Origin of the sequence: Kosakonia sp. CCTCC M2018092, assembly GCF_003864115.1 — a bacterium.
GTDB lineage: Bacteria > Pseudomonadota > Gammaproteobacteria > Enterobacterales > Enterobacteriaceae > Kosakonia > Kosakonia cowanii.
In genome coordinates this window covers 3858411-3874785 of the sequence record NZ_CP034225.1, presented here as the reverse complement: position 1 = coordinate 3874785, position 16375 = coordinate 3858411, and the positions used below count along the sequence as shown (strand labels likewise).

The window sequence follows — 16375 nt, the reverse complement described above, 5'->3', positions numbered from 1 at the left end:
AAAAGCCACTCTTCGGAGTGGCTTTTTTTTCCCTTCCTTCCCGTCCCCGCGCTTTTTTTCCTGTATGGTGCTGCGATAATTAAAGCACTGGCGGCTCTCTGGCCCCCATGAGGAGCAATGATGGATTACGAATTTCTGCGCGATGTCACCGGTGGCGTCAAAGTGCGCATGTCGATGGGGCACGAAGTGATCGGCCACTGGTTTAACGAAGAGGTGAAAGAGAACCTCGCCCTGTTGGATGAAGTGGAGCAGGCGGCGCAAACGGTGAAGGGCAGCGAGCGCTCGTGGCAGCGCGTCGGCCATGAGTATACGCTGTGGCTGGATGGTGAAGAGGTGATGATCCGCGCCAATCTGCTGGAGTTTACCGGCGACGAGATGGAAGAGGGGATGAACTACTACGATGAGGAGAGTTTATCCCTCTGCGGCGTGGAGGATTTTCTTCAGGTGGTGGCCGCTTACCGGCAATTTCTCAAGCAGCGCTAATCGGGGAGCGTCCCTGCTCCCGCTGCGCATTTACACGGCCGGGATGTTACGGCCGTAGTAGATCTCGCGCATCTCTTTCCACAGCGCTTCCGTGATCTCTTTCCGCTCCTGCGGCGTCAAATCTTCCGGTTTGGTATGGAACATGTAGTGCTTAAGGTCGAACTCCTTAAGCAACATTTTGGTATGGAAGATGTTTTCCTGGTAAACATTCACATCCATCATGTCATACAGCGATTTCATATCGTCAGACATAAAGTTCTGGATCGAATTAATCTCGTGGTCGATGAAGTGCTTCATGCCATTCACGTCGCGCGTAAAGCCGCGCACGCGGTAGTCGACGGTCACGATGTCCGACTCAAGCTGGTGGATCAGGTAGTTCAGCGCTTTCAGCGGCGAAATCACCCCGCAGGTTGAGACTTCAATGTCGGCGCGGAAGGTGCACAATCCGCCTTCAGGGTGGCTTTCCGGGTAGGTGTGCACGCAAATATGGCTCTTATCCAGATGCGCGACAACTGCTTCCGGCAGCGGCCCCGGATGTTCTGTTTTGTCGATCAGGTGCGGGTCGACCGGCTCTTCGCTAACCAAAATCGTCACGCTCGCACCCTGTGGCTCGTAGTCCTGGCGGGCAATATTCAAAATGTTGGCGCCAATGATGTTACAGGTCTCCGTCAGGATCTCCGTCAGGCGGTTGGCGTTATAGAGTTCATCAATATAGGCAATATAGCCGTCGCGCTCTTCGGCGGTTTTGGCGTAGCAGATATCGTAGATACAAAAACTCAGGCTTTTGGTCAGGTTGTTAAAGCCATGTAGTTTAAGCTTTTTCAATTTTTCTCACCCCCTTAGCGTCACTGTGCAGACAGTGCATCGTGTAGATATTGTGGCAGAGCGAATGCTGCCGTATGGATTGCCGGATTGTAGTAACGGCAGGTCAGTGCGGCGGTGTGGAAACGCGCGGCGATAATCTCCGTGGAGAGCGAGCGCAGCGCTTCGTTATCCGTCGCCCAGGCAAAGGTCATAATGCCGCCGTAATAGGTCGGGATTGCCGCCTGGTAGAAGCTGACATCGGCAAAGTAGTGGCCCAGTTTGCGATGGCTGCCGACGGCTTCCTCCTGCTGTAAGAAGCAGACGCCGTTCTGCGCGACAAAAATCCCGCCGGGATTGAGGCAGCGCTTGCACCCTTCATAAAACGCCGAGGTGAAGAGGCTCTCGCCCGGACCGACAGGATCGGTACAGTCAGAGATAATCACATCGAAGGTTTTTTGCGTGTGGTTGACGAAGTTGACGCCATCATCAATCACCAGCTCAAAACGCGGGTCGTCGTAGGCACCGGCGTTGTGTTTTGGCAGGTACTGGCGGCAGAAGGAGACGACGCCTGCGTCGATCTCTACCATGGTGATGGTTTCAATATTTTTGTGGCGGGAGACTTCGCGCAGCATCGCGCCGTCGCCACCGCCAATGATCAGCACATGCTTTGCGTGACCGTGCGCCAGCAGCGGAACGTGAGTCATCATCTCGTGATAGATAAACTCATCGCGTTCGGTGGTTTGTACCACGCCATCCAGCGCCATCACGCGGCCAAAGGCGGCGTTTTCGAAGATAATCAGATCCTGATGATCGGTCTTCTCGTGGTAAAGCACCTTATCAACGGCAAAGTACTGACCAAAGTTGTCGTGCAGCGTTTCTTGCCAAATGGTGTTGTCGGCCATTCGTCGCTCCTTTGTTAACATCCGTGAAAAACGGGCGCAACATGATAGCCAACTCTGGAGAACGATGCACGGTCAAAAGATAGGCGCTATTTCACGTAGGCGAGCAGACTCAACGAGTCACGGGCAAGGGCCTTACACTTTTTCGCCGTTGGAATGCCGATGCCGCTCAGATCGCGGTAGCTCTCTTCGCCCAGCGCTTTCATGTTCCAGCTATCGTAGTTGCTGAGATCCCACTGATTTTGCTGGGCAAAAAAGACCAGCGCACGGCGGATCTGCCCGTTAGGTAAGTTGTTATAACCGCAGTCATTTTTCAGAAAAACAAACACCGCCGTCAGATCGGCCATGTCTTCAGCTTCAGATTCACTCAGGGCATAACTATTGGCGGAGACAGCGAGCAGGCTGCCAAGGATGATACTTCTGAAAAACGTTTTCATTCTCTCTACCACGGCGTAACGGAAATTAAACGTTAGCACAGTCCAGTTAACGCGACGATATTTATTATCGTCTGCTTTCTTGACCTTCCGGCAGGGGAAAGGTTTACGCTTAAAGCATCGCCGACTCTTGATAAGGATATACCCATGCAACGTCGAGATTTCCTTAAATATTCCGCGCTCCTGGGAGCCGCCAGCGCGCTGCCGCTCTGGAGCCGCTCGCTCTTCGCCGCCACCCGGCCCACGTTACCCATTCCACCGCTGCTTGCCCCCGATGCAGAGAGCCGCATCGTCTTAACGGTGCAGGCGGGAGAGAGCCAGTTTGCGCAGAAAAGCGCGACAACCTGGGGTTATAACGGCGCGTTGCTGGGGCCTGCCATTCAGCTGCGTCAGGGAAAAGCGGTGACGGTGGATATCCGCAATCAGCTTGCTGAAGAGACCACCGTGCACTGGCACGGTCTCGAAGTGCCGGGCGAGGTCGACGGCGGGCCGCAGGGCGTGATTAAGGCGGGCGGTAGCCGGACGGTGACCTTCACGCCCACGCAGCAGGCCGCCACCTGCTGGTTCCATCCCCATCAGCATGGCAAAACCGGGCGTCAGGTGGCGATGGGGCTCGCCGGGTTGGTGCTGATCGAAGATGACAACAGCCGCAAGCTGCGCCTGCCGCAGCAGTGGGGCATCGATGATGTGCCGGTGATCGCGCAGGACAAAAAATTTACCGCGCAGGGGCAGATTGATTACCAGCTCGATGTGATGAGCGCGGCGGTGGGCTGGTTTGGCGATACACTGCTCGCTAATGGTGCCGTCTACCCGCAGCATGCGGCTCCGCGCGGCTGGCTGCGCCTGCGTCTGCTCAACGGCTGTAACGCGCGCTCGCTCAATTTTGCCACCAGCGATAAGCGCCCGCTCTATGTCATCGCCAGCGACGGCGGGTTGCTGAGTGAGCCGGTTAAGGTGACGGAGCTACCGATGTTGATGGGCGAGCGCTTCGAGGTGCTGGTGGATATCAGCGACGGCAAGCCTTTCGATCTGCTGACGCTGCCGGTTAAGCAGATGGGGATGACCGTCGCGCCGTTTGATAAGCCGGTGCCGGTGCTGCGTATTCAACCGTTGCAGGTGACCGCCTCGGGCGATCTGCCGGATACGCTTGCTTCGCTGCCCACACTGCCTTCGCTTGAGGGCTTAACTCAGCGCACCCTGCAACTGTCGATGGATCCGATGCTCGATATGATGGGCATGCAGGCGCTGCAGCAGAAGTATGGCGACGGCGCGATGGCAGGCATGGGAATGCATCACAACGATATGCACGGGATGCAGATGGATCATGGCCATATGGATCACGGCAGCCAGGGGTTTGATTTCCACAATGCCAACCGTATCAATGGCAAAGCGTTTGATATGGCGACGCCGCAATTTGCGGTACAAAAAGGGCAGTTTGAGCGCTGGGCGATCTCCGGGGAGGGGGACATGATGCTGCATCCGTTCCATATTCACGGTACGCAGTTCCGCATTCTTTCCGAAAACGGCAAGCCGCCGGCGGCGCATCGCGCAGGCTGGAAGGATACGGTTAATGTGTACGGTGCGCGCAGCGAAGTGCTGGTGCGCTTTGATCATGCGGCAGCGAAAGAGTTTGCCTATATGGCGCACTGCCATCTGCTGGAGCATGAAGATACCGGCATGATGCTCGGCTTTACCGTCGCGTAAACTGCGCCCGGCAAAAATGCCTGATGGCGCTGCGCTTATCAGGCCTACGGTTCTGCGATCGGTTTCGGGGTTTTGTAGGCCGGATAAGGCGCCAGCCGCCATTCGGCAATGCGTTGCGATTTGACAATAAAAAAGCCCGGCAGCGCATGCATGCCGGGCTTTGTTTTGTAGGCCGGATAAGGCGTTAGCCGCCATCTGGCAATATGACAACTGAGTGCTTAATTACTTCGCGTCATCCGGCAGAGCAAACGCCACGATGTAATCACCCATCTTGGTACCAAACGAACCGTGACCGCCTGCGGAGATGACAACGTACTGCTTGCCATTCACTTCATAGGTCATCGGCGTTGCCTGACCACCCGCTGGCAGACGACCTTCCCACAGTTTGTCACCGTTGGTCATGTTGTATGCGCGCAGGTAGTTATCCGCTGTACCGGCAATAAACAGCACGTTACCGGCAGTGGAGATCGGGCCGCCAAGCATCGGCATACCGAGGGTAAACGGCACTTTAATCGGCATCGGGAACGGCAGGCTATCCTGCGGCGTACCGATACGTTTTTTCCATGCTACCTGGTTGGTTTTCAGATCCAGCGCAGAGATATAACCCCAGGCTGGCTGTTTGCACGGCAGGCCAAACGGAGAGAGAAACGGATTCAGCGTTACGCCAAACGGCACGCCATACTGCGGCTGAATACCGGATTCCGAACCGGTGCCTTTCGCATCTTTCGGCGGCTCCATCGGGTTGTTTGGACCACGCGGGATCAGCTTGGAGACAAACGGCAGCGCCATCGGGTTGGCAATCGCCACCTGGCGGTTTGGATCGACGGAGATACCGCCCCACTCAAACATGCCAAGGTTACCCGGGAAGACCAGCGTACCCTGTTCAGACGGCGGAGTGAAAATGCCTTCATAACGCATCTGGTGGAACATTACGCGGCACACCAGTTGGTCGAACATGGTGGCACCCCACATATCCGCACCGCTCAGATCTCTCTTCGGACGGAAGCTCAGATCGGAGAAGGGTTGGGTTTTGGTGACGTAATCGCCTTTCGCTGCGCCCTGCGGAACCGGTTTTTCCGGTGCCGGCACAACCAGTTCGCCGTTACGGCGATCCAGCACGAAGATGTTACCGGTTTTCGCCGGAGCATAAACGACCGGCACTTTCTTACCGTTCACATCGATATCCGCCAGCGTCGGCTGGGACGGCATATCCATATCCCACAGATCGTGGTGTACGGTCTGATAGCTCCACACCAGCTTACCGGTGGTCGCATTCAGCGCAACAATGGAACTGGCGTAACGCTCCTGCTCCGGCGTACGGTTACCGCCCCAGATATCTGGCGTGGTAACGCCCATCGGCAGGTAGACCATATCCAGCTTCGCGTCATAGGCCGCTGGTGCCCAGGAGTTCGGCGAGTTAAGGGTGAAGTGGTGTTCATCCGCCGGGATTGCATTCGGATCTTTCGCGCCCGGATCGAAGGCCCACAGCAGCTTACCGGTGTTGATATCGAAACCACGAATCACACCAGACGGCTCACGAGTAGAGAAGTTATCCGTTACCGCACCGGCAATGATAATCACTTTATCGGTGACGATCGGCGGTGAAGTCGGCTCATACATCCCCGGCGTGGTAACCGGCATGTTGGTCTGCAGGTTGAGGATACCTTTGTTAGCAAAGGTGTCACACAGCTTGCCGTTATCGGCGTTCACTGCGAACAGGCGACCGTCGTTCACCGGCAGAATGATGCGGCGCGGACAGTTAGCCACCACGTCCGGGCTAGCGTTTTCCGCCGTCGCTTCGTGGTAAGAGACACCACGGCAGGTGACGTGCTGGAAGGACGGATCCGCGTTCAGCTGCGGATCGAAGTGCCACTTCTCTTTACCGCTTGCCGCATCAAGTGCGAACAGACGCTGGTGCGCGGTGCAGAGGAACAAGGTGTCGCCCACTTTAATCGGCGTCACTTCGTTGGTGATTTCACCCGGATCGTTCGGCAGCTTCAGGTCGCCGGTGCGGAATACCCAGGCTTCCTTCAGGTTCTTCACGTTATCCGCGTTAATCTGCTTCAGCGGGGAGTAACGCTGGCCTTCCTGGTTACGGCCATAAGCTGGCCAGTCGCTATCGGCAACGTTGGAGATCGGTGCAGCAGGCGTTGAGTCGGCGCTCAGGGTGCCGTTGATCTCCTGCGGGTCGTTAAAACCGGCCCAGGTCAGAATACCGCCGCTAATCAGCAGTACCGCTAACAGAGCAGCAACCGCGCCGCGGGCAGGAATAATCAGGCGACGCCAGACAAATGGCAGAATCAGCCAGATACCGAAGAAGACAAGAATATCGCTACGTGGGGTCAGCGCCCAGAAGTCGAAGCCGACTTCCCAAACGCCCCACAGCATGGTGGCAAGCAGCAGGGCCGCATAAAGCCAGAGCGCGGAACGCTTCCCTTTCCACAGCAGCCAGGTCACACCGAGCATCACCAGGCCAGCGATGGGGTAGTACCAGGAGCCGCCGATGGAGACCAGCCAGACACCACCGATTAAAAGATACAGCCCGCAGAAGGCTGCAAAGATCGTCGTCAGCATTATCAATAGCCGCGACCGTTGCGATTTTGTTTCTGCCATAAAAGGAATACTCATCAGTTTGTTAAATTTTTGATAGCAACTAATTATAGGTGTTAACAAGTGTGATCGTCATCACAAATCGAGCTTTCTCGATGCATGCCCACCTGAATTGGTTTTGCTGGTATACTTCACGGCTTGCGTTTCAATCACCGGTTTAAGCGATTGGTGTTGAATTATTTGCTTCTAAAATCATATGGTTAGTTAATATGAAACACAAAGTTGAAGTGATGATCCCGGAAGCGGAGATCAAAGCACGCGTCGCCGAACTGGGTCGTCAAATCACTGAACGTTACAAAGATAGCGGCAGCGAGATGGTGCTGGTGGGGCTGCTGCGCGGCTCGTTTATGTTTATGGCCGATCTCTGCCGTGAAGTGCAGGTCTCCCATGAAGTCGATTTTATGACCGCCTCCAGCTACGGCAGCGGCATGTCATCGACCCGCGATGTGAAAATCCTCAAAGATCTGGATGAAGATATTCGCGGCAAAGATGTATTGATTGTTGAAGACATTATCGATTCTGGCAACACGCTGTCGAAAGTGCGCGAGATCCTGAGCCTGCGCCAGCCGAAATCGCTGGCGATCTGCACCCTGCTGGATAAGCCGTCCCGACGCGAAGTAGATGTCACCGTCGAGTATGTCGGTTTTTCGATTCCGGATGAGTTTGTGGTGGGTTACGGAATTGACTACGCTCAGCGCTATCGCCATTTGCCCTATGTCGGCAAAGTGGTAATGCTGGACGAATAAAAAATCGGGGCCGACGGCCCCGATTGTTATTTATGATTAATGTGCTTCTGGCTGATGTTCTGTACACCCGTGCGGTAACGCTGTTCCAGCGTTTCGCGGTTGGTGGCAGTCACTTCCAGATCGCGCAGCAGGCCATCATGGATGCCGTAAGCCCAGCCGTGAATGGTCACGTTCTGGCCGCGTTTCCAGGCGGATTGCATAATCGTTGAGTGGCCAAGGTTATAAACCTGCTCCATGACGTTCAATTCGCAAAGCGTATCGAGACGACGTTCTGGCGGCATTTCGCCGAGCAGCGAGCTATGTTTAAACCAGATGTCGCGAATGTGCAGCAGCCAGTTGTTGATAAGACCCAGTTCCGGGTTTTCAACCGCAGCCTGAACGCCGCCGCAGCCGTAGTGGCCGCAGATGATGATGTGTTCAACTTCCAGCACATCAACGGCGTATTGCACAACGGAGAGGCAGTTCAAGTCGGTATGGATGACCAGGTTGGCCACGTTACGGTGAACAAACAGCTCGCCGGGTTCAAGGCCAGTCAGGCGCTCAGCCGGAACGCGTGAGTCTGAACAGCCAATCCACAGAAAGCGCGGCTTTTGTGCCTGCGCCAGCGTTGCAAAAAATCCTGGATCTTCCTCGACCAGCATTTTTGACCATAGTGCGTTGTTGCTGATGAGTGTATCTATGTCTTTCATAGCGCTTTGCGACCTGTAAGCAAAATAAGTGCGAGGCCTAATATAGGTCAACTCTTTCTCTTTTAAAACCACACATCGAGTGTAAGAAAATAGGTAAGTGATAATTCATGACCATTGCACTGGAGCTTGAGCAGCTTAAAAAAACCTATCCGGGCGGCGTTCAGGCGCTGCGCGGAATCGATCTGCAAGTCGAGGCGGGAGACTTCTACGCCCTGCTTGGGCCGAACGGCGCGGGCAAGTCGACCACCATCGGCATTATCAGCTCGCTGGTGAACAAAACCTCTGGCCGGGTCAGCGTCTTTGGCTATGACCTGGAAAAAGATGTAGTGAACGCCAAACGCCAGCTTGGGCTGGTGCCGCAGGAGTTCAACTTCAACCCGTTTGAAACCGTACAGCAGATTGTCGTCAACCAGGCGGGCTACTACGGTGTCGATCGTAAAGATGCCTTAGTGCGCAGCGAAAAGTACCTCAACCAGCTTGATTTGTGGGGAAAACGCAATGAACGTGCGCGCATGCTCTCCGGCGGTATGAAGCGCCGTTTGATGATTGCCCGCGCGCTGATGCACGAGCCAAAACTGCTGATCCTTGATGAGCCAACGGCAGGTGTCGACATCGAACTTCGCCGTTCAATGTGGGGCTTTTTGAAAGATCTGAACGACAAAGGCACCACCATTATTCTCACCACCCACTATCTGGAAGAGGCGGAGATGCTGTGCCGCAATATCGGCATCATCCAGCATGGCGAACTGGTGGAGAACACCTCAATGAAGTCGCTGCTCTCCAAGCTTAAATCGGAGACCTTTATCCTCGATTTAGCGGCGAAAAGCGCGCTGCCGAAGCTGGAAGGGTATCAATATCGACTGGTAGATACGTCAACGCTCGAAGTGGAAGTGCTGCGCGAGCAGGGGATCAACAGCGTCTTTAGCCAACTGAGCGCGCAGGGGATCCAGGTATTAAGTATGCGTAACAAAGCCAATCGCCTTGAAGAGCTGTTCGTTACGTTGGTGCATGACAGGAAAGGAGAGGGCGCATGATGCAGCTTTATTGGGTGGCGCTGAAGAGTATCTGGTACAAAGAGATCCAGCGTTTTATGCGTATCTGGGTGCAGACACTGGTGCCGCCGGTGATCACCATGACCCTCTACTTTATTATTTTCGGCAACCTGATCGGTTCGCGTATCGGTGAAATGCACGGCTTCACCTATATGCAGTTTATCGTTCCGGGTCTGATCATGATGGCGGTGATCACCAACGGCTATGCCAACGTCGCCTCCTCCTTCTTTAGCGCCAAGTTCCAGCGCAACATTGAAGAGTTGCTGGTGGCACCGGTGCCGACGCATGTGATTATCGTCGGCTATGTTGGCGGCGGCGTGGCGCGCGGCCTGTGCGTTGGCGTGCTGGTAACGGCGGTATCGCTCTTCTTCGTGCCTTTCCAGGTGCACTCATGGCTGTTTGTCGGGCTGACGCTGCTGCTTACCGCAGTGCTCTTCTCGCTGGCCGGTCTGCTGAATGCGGTGTTCGCCAAAACCTTTGACGATATCAGCCTGATCCCGACCTTTGTGTTGACCCCGCTGACCTATCTCGGCGGCGTCTTCTACTCCCTGACGCTACTGCCACCATTCTGGCAGGCGCTGTCACACCTGAATCCGATCGTCTATATGATCAGCGGTTTCCGCTTCGGCTTCCTCGGGATCAGCGATGTGCCGCTGGTCACCACGGTCGGCGTGCTGGTGGTCTTTATCCTCGGTTTTTATCTGACCTGCTGGTATTTGATTCAGCGCGGGCGCGGGCTGCGTAGCTAACGGTAATCCGGCTGTTTTCAGCATTATTCTAAAAAACAATAAGATCGCTTCGGCGATCTTATTGTTATGCATGAACAGCAATTAATTGTGTTTTAAAGACATTCTTATTTGATCGCCCGATTCTAATCGGTAATCACAATAAGTGAGTCCATTATTTCGTGTGGGCTGATTCATCGCATTTAAGAGTTCTTTTACTTTACTGCCAATGATGGCCATCGGATCGAATCCTTTCCATTTACAGTTAGTGGCTGATGGAGAGCAATAAACCATGCTTGAAATCCCATCACTGTCCGTTTCCACTCCCGTTGACGTTATGCTTCCTTTTGCCGGGCATTGAGCCGCGAAAGCCGCGCCTGAAACGCATGAAAAACTTAAAAGCAGAGCGAGAATAATAGCTTTATCCATGTTCATGATATTTCCTTAGTCCATTATTAAGGTGCAATTGCAGAGTGAAAATACACCAAGAAAGCGTTAATACAAAATTCAGGAAGCAGCTGATTATATTGCCTTGTCGCTTTTAATTTCACTTTCCCGGTATATAAATCTGCCTTTGGTTTTTGCTATGGCTTTACTGGCTGGTGCAAAACGCATCACCGCTGAATTTAAGACACAGGCTATTGGTCAGTTTATCCAGCAAAATAATTTGATTGCTGAAATGTCTGAACGAGCGGAATCATCTATTCCGAACCTGACGCCCCCTGCTCCAAAAAGCAATCCGCAGAGTTAGCCCACTTTTTGACCTAAACAAAGCCATTAAATCCCTCAGGTTTTGTTACAATCACGCCACTTTCCTAACGCGGTTCGTCTCATGTCTCGTTTGATTGCCTTTCTCTTTCTGTTGCTGGCCGGCAGCGCCTCTGCCGCCATTATCAGCGAACAAGCTGTTCCTGCACGTTATCTGCAAACTACCGAAGATGCCGACATCTGGGCGCAGGTGGGCGATAAGGTGATTACCGTCGGCAATATTCGCGCCGGGCAGATTATCGGCGTGGTGCCGGGCGAGGAGGATTACTATGCCTTTCGCTTCGGCTTTGGCTCGGGGTTTATTGATAAAGGCCATCTCGGCACGGTAACGGGCAACAAGCGCGTACAGGATAGCCTCGGGGATCTCAATAAGCCGCTTAGCAACCAGAATCTCATCACCTGGCAGGATACGCCGCTCTACAACGCGCCGGATAAAACCAGCCCGCAGTTCGGCACGCTGGCGCAAAACCTGCGCTACCCGATTATCGATAAGCTCAAGGATCGCCTGAACCAGACCTGGTTTCAGATCCGCATTGGCAACCGGCTGGCGTGGGTCAGCAGCCTCGATGCGCAGGAAGATAACGGCCTGCCGGTGCTGACCTACCACCACATTTTGCATGACGAAGAGAACACCCGCTTTCGCCACACTTCCACTACCACTTCGGTTCGTGCCTTTACCAACCAGATGACGTGGCTGCGCGACCAGGGTTACGCCACGCTGTCGATGTACCAGCTGGAAGGGTATGTGCGTAACCGCATGAACCTGCCTGCCCGCGCGGTGGTGATCACTTTTGATGATGGGCTGAAGTCCGTCAGCCGCTACGCCTACCCGATCCTGCGCCAGTATGGTTTTAAAGCGACGGCGTTTATTATCTCGTCGCGCATCAAGCTAAAGCCGCAGAAGTGGGACCCAAAATCGCTGCAATTTATGAGCGTGTCGGAACTTAACGGCATTCGTGACGTGTTTGATGTGCAGTCACACACCCACTTCCTGCACCGGGTCGACGATGCGCGCCATCCGATCCTTTTTAGCCGCAGCTATCACAACATTCTGTTTGATTTTAAACGTTCGCGCCGCGCGCTGGCGCAGTTCAACCCGCATGTGCTCTATCTCTCTTACCCGTTTGGCGGTTATGACGATAAAGCGGTGAAAGCGGCAAATGATGCCGGTTTCCATATGGCGGTAACCACGGTGCGCGGGAAGGTGAAGCCGGGGGATAATCCGTTCTTGTTAAAACGGCTCTATATCTTACGGACGGACTCGCTGGAAACGATGTCGCGGCTGATCAGCAATCAGCCGCAGGGGTAGGGCATCAGGCAACCTGAACCGGCACGGCTTTCGCGGTGCGTTTCATCTCGTTGTCGCCGTCAAAATAGGCCACTTTCGGCTGCCAGCTGCGGGCCACGTCATCAGGCATGGTGACGTAGCTGGCGATAATCAGAATATCGCCGACATCCGCACAGTGCGCCGCCGCGCCGTTAACGGAGATAATGCGCGAGCCGCGCTCACCGGCAATCGCATAAGTAGAGAAGCGCTTACCGTTGGTGACGTTGTAGATATCAATGGCTTCGTATTCAAGGATACCGGCCGCTTCCAGGAAATCCTGGTCGATGGCGCAGGAGCCTTCGTAATGCAGGTCGGCCTGCGTCACTTTGACGCGGTGGAGCTTGCCTTGCAGCATAGTGCGAATCATAAGTTGAACCTTCGTTACTGAGAGTAAAGCCGAAACGGGGAGACGGCTCCCTGCTTAACCCCGTCTGTTGTTGCCGCGCCTTAACCGGCGCAGCGTTCTGCCAGATTATTTCTGGGTCAATTCAACCACTTTGTTGTCGATAAGCCGCGCCTGGCCGAGCCATGCCGCCATCAGAATCACCGCGCGCTCGCTGCTCTCTGTCACTTCAAGCAGCGTGTCCGCATCGCGGATCTGAATATCATCAGCGCGGAAACCGGCTTCGTTAACCTGCTGCTCCGCCAGCGCCACCAACTCTTCGATATCGCGCTCGCCCGCCTGTAATTTATCAGCGATGGCGTTCATCACTTTGCTCATTCCCGGCGCGATTTTACGCTGGTCAGCGGTGAGGTAGCCGTTACGCGAGCTGAGCGCCAGGCCATCTTTCGCCCGCACGGTTGGTACACCGACAATCTCAATGTCGTAGCCCATATCCGCCACCATTTTGCGGATCAGCTGCAACTGCTGGTAATCCTTCTCGCCGAAGCAGGCGATGTCGGGCTGGACCAGGTTAAACAGCTTGCTGACGATGGTGGAGACGCCGCGGAAATGACCGGGACGGCTGGCACCTTCCAGCATCGTCGAGATGCCCGGAACGTCAACGTAGGTCTGGCCTTCCGTACCCTGCGGGTAGATATCCGCAGGCGCGGGGGCAAAGACGAAATCGACTTTGCGTTTGTTCAGCTTTTCGCAATCTTCCTGCAAGGTGCGTGGGTAGCGCACCAGGTCATCCTGGCGGTCAAACTGCATCGGGTTCACAAAGATGCTTACCACCACCACATCGGCGCGCAGTTTCGCTTCCTCAACCAGCTTCATATGACCATCGTGCAGGTTGCCCATGGTCGGCACCAGCGCAATGCGTTTTCCTTCCTGACGCAGGCGGCGAATATGCTGGCGCAGTAGCGGCAGGGTTTCAATAATCAACACAACAAGGCTCCTTAATGGAAACTGTGCTCTTCGCCCGGATAGGCTCCGGACTCGACTTCAGCCACATACTGCCTGACCGCGGCACGCATGTCGCCTGCTTCATTGAGGAAATTTTTGGCAAATTTTGGAATATGTCCACCGGTAATGCCGAAGGCGTCATGCATCACCAGAATCTGTCCGTCGGTCACATTGCCTGCGCCAATACCAATCACCGGAATGGTTAACGCCTCAGTAATGCGTTGCGCCAGTGCAACCGGCACACACTCCAGCACCAGCAGCTGCGCGCCTGCCGCTTCCAGCGCCAGCGCATCCTCATACAGGCCCTGCGCTGCATCGCCGCGTCCCTGCACTTTATAACCGCCGAATATGTTGACCGATTGCGGGGTTAAACCGAGGTGTCCGCACACCGGCACCGCGCGTTCGGTGAGCATTTTCACCGTCGGTGCCAGCCAGCGGCCGCCTTCGATTTTCACCATATTGGCACCGGCGCGCATCACCGCAGCCGCGTTCTCAAACGCCTGTTCAGGGGTGGCGTAGGCCATAAACGGCAGATCGGCGAGCAGCAGGCAGGCGGGTGCGCCGCGGCGAACCGCCTGGGTGTGATAAGCAATGTCGGCTACCGTCACCGGCAGTGTAGAGTCGTGCCCTTGTACCGTCATGCCTAACGAATCGCCGACCAGCATCACGTTGATCCCCTCTTCGGCAAAGAGTTTGGCGAAGCTGTAGTCATAGGCGGTGATGGTGGCGAAGCGGCGCTTCTCCTGCTTACATTTCAGCAGCCACGAGAGGGTCGTCGGTTTCATAGCGTTTCCTGATAGTCGAAGGCGAATCTGGCGCATTCTAAGCAGCAACATTCAGGGGGGCAATGACTTTAGGCAACCCGTTGATGCAGGTCACCTTTTCAGGCGGGGTTACCAGGCGTGAGGTTTTGGCGCGTTCAGCCGCGTCAGCACGGCCTGTAATGATTCGCCATCGGGGAAATGCAGGTCCGGCGCGATCTCAAACAGCGGCCACAGCATAAAGCCGCGGTTTTTCATGTCGTAGTGGGGAATGGTCAGGCGCGCGGTCTGCACCGTCATCTCGCCAAACAGCATAATATCGAGGTCGAGGGTGCGCGGCCCCCAGCGCTCGGCTTTACGCACGCGCCCCTGTTGCAACTCAATACGCTGCGTATGATCGAGCAGGATCTCCGGCGCAAGCGTTGTTTCCAGCGCCACGGCGGCGTTGAGATAGTCAGGCTGATCCGGCGGACCGAGCGGGGGAGTGCGGTAAAGCGAGGAGCACGCCACGATCCGGCTGTCGGGGATCTCCCCCAGCGCGGCTATCGCGGCGTTCACTTGATCGAGCGGCGAGGCGAGATTGCTGCCCAGCGCGATAAAGGCCAGCGTCACGCACTGCCCTCACGGCGCGGAGCGCGTTTACGCGGACGGCGATGACGACGGCGCTCGGCCGGCTCTTCACCTAAATCATCAAGCATATGTTTTTGCGCTGGCGGTGCAGAGACCTGGAACTCGCCCCACCATTTTGTCAGGCGTTGCAGTTCAGCGTTGTTTTCCGCCTCGGCGCGCAGTGCCAGCAGATCGTATGAGGCGCGGAACTTCGGATGCTCCATCAGTTTCCAGGCGCGTTTGCCCTGGCGACGGGACATACGCAGCTGCAACTGCCAGATATCACGAACCAGCGTAGTGATGCGTTTCGGGATCGCCAGCGAGCGGCACGCTTCGTCGAGCACGTCGTTCATCGCCAGTGCGAAGGCGTCGTAGTAAGCCAGCCCGCCCTCCTGGGTGATACGCTGCGCGTTCTCCAGCAGCGGATACCAGAACATGGCGGCAAACAGAAACGCCGGGTTAACGCGCATATCGTTGTGAATGCGGTTATCGGTGTTCTTCAGCACCTGGGCAATAATGCGCTCCATCGGGCTGTCGCCGCGCTCGGTAAAGCAGCGGGTGATAATCGGAAAGAGCGGCTGGAAGAGGCCATATTCGCGCAGCAGCTGGTAGGTTTCGTAACCGTAACCGGCCTGCAACAGCTTCAGGGACTCTTCAAACAGACGCGCCGGCGGCACGTCGTTAATTAAGGTTGCCAGACGCGGGATCGGCTCGGCGGTCTCTTCGCTGATCTGCATGCCCAGCTTGGCGGCGAAACGCACCGCGCGCAGCATGCGCACCGGATCTTCGCGGTAGCGGGTTTCCGGGTTGCCGATCAGGCGGATGGTGCCCTCTTGCAGATCGCGCATGCCGCCGACGTAATCACGTACGGTAAAGTCGGCAACGCTGTAATAGAGGCTGTTAATGGTGAAGTCACGACGCTGGGCATCTTCTTCAATTGAGCCGAAGATATTGTCGCGCAGCAGCATGCCGTTCTGGCCGCGCTGGGAGATGGTGCGATCGGTTTGTTGATCGTCATGATGACCACGGAAGGTCGCCACTTCGATAATCTCCGGCCCGAACATCACGTGTGCGAGGCGGAAACGGCGACCCACCAGGCGGCAGTTGCGGAACAGCTTGCGCACCTGATCCGGCGTGGCGTTGGTGGTGACATCAAAATCTTTTGGTTTTTTGCCCAGCAACAAGTCGCGCACACCGCCGCCTACCAGGTAAGCTTCATAGCCCGCTTTATTCAGACGATAGAGCACTTTGAGCGCATTTTCGCTGATATCTTTGCGGGAAATAGCGTGCTGCTCACGCGGGATAACCGCCATCTGCGGTTTGGCCATTGCCTCAACGGCCATGCTCTCTTCGCGGCTTAGCACCTTGCGGCAAAAATTAGCGACTCGGGTAAAAATAGTACACCTCGGTAGTGTC

The 16375-nt window shown here is 55.5% G+C and carries 18 protein-coding genes; 7 read left to right on the top strand and 11 right to left on the bottom strand.

Going from position 1 to position 16375, the window contains the following annotated elements:
* The first annotated feature begins 120 nt into the window (after positions 1 to 120).
* A complete protein-coding gene (yacL, locus tag EH164_RS18420) occupies positions 121 to 483 on the top strand; it encodes a protein YacL (RefSeq protein WP_023480494.1) in 363 nt (120 codons plus the stop codon).
* Positions 484 to 513: 30 nt separating this feature from the next.
* Here the strand turns inward: yacL and speD are convergent, their stop codons facing one another.
* The 3 genes from speD to EH164_RS18405 form a co-directional block, all read right to left on the bottom strand.
* Positions 514 to 1308, bottom strand: coding sequence for an adenosylmethionine decarboxylase (gene speD / locus EH164_RS18415; protein ID WP_023480253.1), 795 nt, complete (start codon positions 1306 to 1308; stop codon positions 514 to 516).
* A 20-nt stretch (positions 1309 to 1328) separates the two neighbouring features.
* Positions 1329 to 2189, bottom strand: coding sequence for a polyamine aminopropyltransferase (gene speE / locus EH164_RS18410; RefSeq protein ID WP_023480226.1), 861 nt, complete (start codon positions 2187 to 2189; stop codon positions 1329 to 1331).
* Between the two features lie 86 nt (positions 2190 to 2275).
* Complete coding sequence (locus tag EH164_RS18405; RefSeq protein WP_023480277.1) at positions 2276 to 2623, bottom strand: YacC family pilotin-like protein; 348 nt, start codon at positions 2621 to 2623, stop codon at positions 2276 to 2278.
* Between the two features lie 144 nt (positions 2624 to 2767).
* Here EH164_RS18405 and cueO point away from each other — a divergent pair, with 144 nt between their 5' ends.
* On the top strand, positions 2768 to 4324 hold the full coding sequence (cueO, locus tag EH164_RS18400) for a multicopper oxidase CueO (RefSeq protein ID WP_124969756.1): 1557 nt from the start codon (positions 2768 to 2770) through the stop codon (positions 4322 to 4324).
* Between the two features lie 222 nt (positions 4325 to 4546).
* Here cueO and EH164_RS18395 read toward each other — a convergent pair whose 3' ends face one another.
* Complete coding sequence (locus tag EH164_RS18395) at positions 4547 to 6937, bottom strand: glucose/quinate/shikimate family membrane-bound PQQ-dependent dehydrogenase (RefSeq protein ID WP_124969753.1); 2391 nt, start codon at positions 6935 to 6937, stop codon at positions 4547 to 4549.
* Positions 6938 to 7143: 206 nt separating this feature from the next.
* Here EH164_RS18395 and hpt point away from each other — a divergent pair, with 206 nt between their 5' ends.
* A complete protein-coding gene (hpt, locus tag EH164_RS18390; RefSeq protein WP_124969750.1) occupies positions 7144 to 7680 on the top strand; it encodes a hypoxanthine phosphoribosyltransferase in 537 nt (178 codons plus the stop codon).
* Positions 7681 to 7706: 26 nt separating this feature from the next.
* Here the strand turns inward: hpt and can are convergent, their stop codons facing one another.
* Complete coding sequence (can, locus tag EH164_RS18385) at positions 7707 to 8369, bottom strand: carbonate dehydratase (RefSeq protein WP_023480421.1); 663 nt, start codon at positions 8367 to 8369, stop codon at positions 7707 to 7709.
* Positions 8370 to 8476: 107 nt separating this feature from the next.
* Here can and EH164_RS18380 point away from each other — a divergent pair, with 107 nt between their 5' ends.
* The gene (locus EH164_RS18380) at positions 8477 to 9403 is read left to right on the top strand and encodes an ABC transporter ATP-binding protein (RefSeq protein WP_023480271.1); all 927 of its coding nucleotides are present in this window, start codon (positions 8477 to 8479) and stop codon (positions 9401 to 9403) included.
* The gene (locus EH164_RS18375; protein ID WP_034813337.1) at positions 9400 to 10170 is read left to right on the top strand and encodes an ABC transporter permease; all 771 of its coding nucleotides are present in this window, start codon (positions 9400 to 9402) and stop codon (positions 10168 to 10170) included. Before EH164_RS18380 ends, EH164_RS18375 begins: the two co-directional genes overlap by 4 nt.
* Positions 10171 to 10251: 81 nt before the next feature.
* On the opposite strand, the gene EH164_RS18370 is transcribed toward EH164_RS18375, so the two are convergent.
* Positions 10252 to 10581 (bottom strand): hypothetical protein, encoded by a 330-nt coding sequence (locus tag EH164_RS18370; RefSeq protein ID WP_124969747.1) that lies wholly within the window; start codon positions 10579 to 10581, stop codon positions 10252 to 10254.
* Positions 10582 to 10732: 151 nt separating this feature from the next.
* Between EH164_RS18370 and EH164_RS22620 the strand changes: the two genes are divergently transcribed.
* Entirely contained in the window at positions 10733 to 10897 is a 165-nt protein-coding gene (locus tag EH164_RS22620) for a hypothetical protein (RefSeq protein ID WP_164483627.1), read from the top strand.
* Positions 10898 to 10978: 81 nt separating this feature from the next.
* Entirely contained in the window at positions 10979 to 12223 is a 1245-nt protein-coding gene (locus EH164_RS18365; protein ID WP_023480477.1) for a polysaccharide deacetylase family protein, read from the top strand.
* A 4-nt stretch (positions 12224 to 12227) separates the two neighbouring features.
* Here the strand turns inward: EH164_RS18365 and panD are convergent, their stop codons facing one another.
* The 5 genes from panD to pcnB form a co-directional block, all read right to left on the bottom strand.
* Positions 12228 to 12608 (bottom strand): aspartate 1-decarboxylase, encoded by a 381-nt coding sequence (gene panD / locus EH164_RS18360; protein ID WP_023480241.1) that lies wholly within the window; start codon positions 12606 to 12608, stop codon positions 12228 to 12230.
* Positions 12609 to 12713: 105 nt separating this feature from the next.
* Complete coding sequence (panC, locus tag EH164_RS18355) at positions 12714 to 13571, bottom strand: pantoate--beta-alanine ligase (RefSeq protein WP_124969744.1); 858 nt, start codon at positions 13569 to 13571, stop codon at positions 12714 to 12716.
* Between the two features lie 11 nt (positions 13572 to 13582).
* Positions 13583 to 14374 (bottom strand): 3-methyl-2-oxobutanoate hydroxymethyltransferase, encoded by a 792-nt coding sequence (gene panB / locus EH164_RS18350; RefSeq protein ID WP_124969741.1) that lies wholly within the window; start codon positions 14372 to 14374, stop codon positions 13583 to 13585.
* A 108-nt stretch (positions 14375 to 14482) separates the two neighbouring features.
* A complete protein-coding gene (gene folK / locus EH164_RS18345; protein WP_124969738.1) occupies positions 14483 to 14962 on the bottom strand; it encodes a 2-amino-4-hydroxy-6-hydroxymethyldihydropteridine diphosphokinase in 480 nt (159 codons plus the stop codon).
* Positions 14959 to 16356 (bottom strand): polynucleotide adenylyltransferase PcnB, encoded by a 1398-nt coding sequence (gene pcnB / locus EH164_RS18340; RefSeq protein ID WP_206430707.1) that lies wholly within the window; start codon positions 16354 to 16356, stop codon positions 14959 to 14961. Before pcnB ends, folK begins: the two co-directional genes overlap by 4 nt.
* Between the last annotated feature and the right edge of the window lie 19 nt (positions 16357 to 16375).

Excerpts from the sequence above, each read along its gene's own strand:
- yacL (WP_023480494.1), top strand. The coding sequence starts at position 121 with ATGGATTACGAATTTCTGCGCGATGTCACCGGTGGCGTCAAAGTGCGC.
- speE (WP_023480226.1), bottom strand. The coding sequence starts at position 2,189 with ATGGCCGACAACACCATTTGGCAAGAAACGCTGCACGACAACTTTGGT.
- EH164_RS18405 (WP_023480277.1), bottom strand. The coding sequence starts at position 2,623 with ATGAAAACGTTTTTCAGAAGTATCATCCTTGGCAGCCTGCTCGCTGTC.
- cueO (WP_124969756.1), top strand. The coding sequence starts at position 2,768 with ATGCAACGTCGAGATTTCCTTAAATATTCCGCGCTCCTGGGAGCCGCC.
- EH164_RS18395 (WP_124969753.1), bottom strand. The coding sequence starts at position 6,937 with ATGGCAGAAACAAAATCGCAACGGTCGCGGCTATTGATAATGCTGACG.
- hpt (WP_124969750.1), top strand. The coding sequence starts at position 7,144 with ATGAAACACAAAGTTGAAGTGATGATCCCGGAAGCGGAGATCAAAGCA.
- can (WP_023480421.1), bottom strand. The coding sequence starts at position 8,369 with ATGAAAGACATAGATACACTCATCAGCAACAACGCACTATGGTCAAAA.
- EH164_RS18380 (WP_023480271.1), top strand. The coding sequence starts at position 8,477 with ATGACCATTGCACTGGAGCTTGAGCAGCTTAAAAAAACCTATCCGGGC.
- EH164_RS18375 (WP_034813337.1), top strand. The coding sequence starts at position 9,400 with ATGATGCAGCTTTATTGGGTGGCGCTGAAGAGTATCTGGTACAAAGAG.
- EH164_RS18370 (WP_124969747.1), bottom strand. The coding sequence starts at position 10,581 with ATGAACATGGATAAAGCTATTATTCTCGCTCTGCTTTTAAGTTTTTCA.
- EH164_RS22620 (WP_164483627.1), top strand. The coding sequence starts at position 10,733 with ATGGCTTTACTGGCTGGTGCAAAACGCATCACCGCTGAATTTAAGACA.
- EH164_RS18365 (WP_023480477.1), top strand. The coding sequence starts at position 10,979 with ATGTCTCGTTTGATTGCCTTTCTCTTTCTGTTGCTGGCCGGCAGCGCC.
- panD (WP_023480241.1), bottom strand. The coding sequence starts at position 12,608 with ATGATTCGCACTATGCTGCAAGGCAAGCTCCACCGCGTCAAAGTGACG.
- panB (WP_124969741.1), bottom strand. The coding sequence starts at position 14,374 with ATGAAACCGACGACCCTCTCGTGGCTGCTGAAATGTAAGCAGGAGAAG.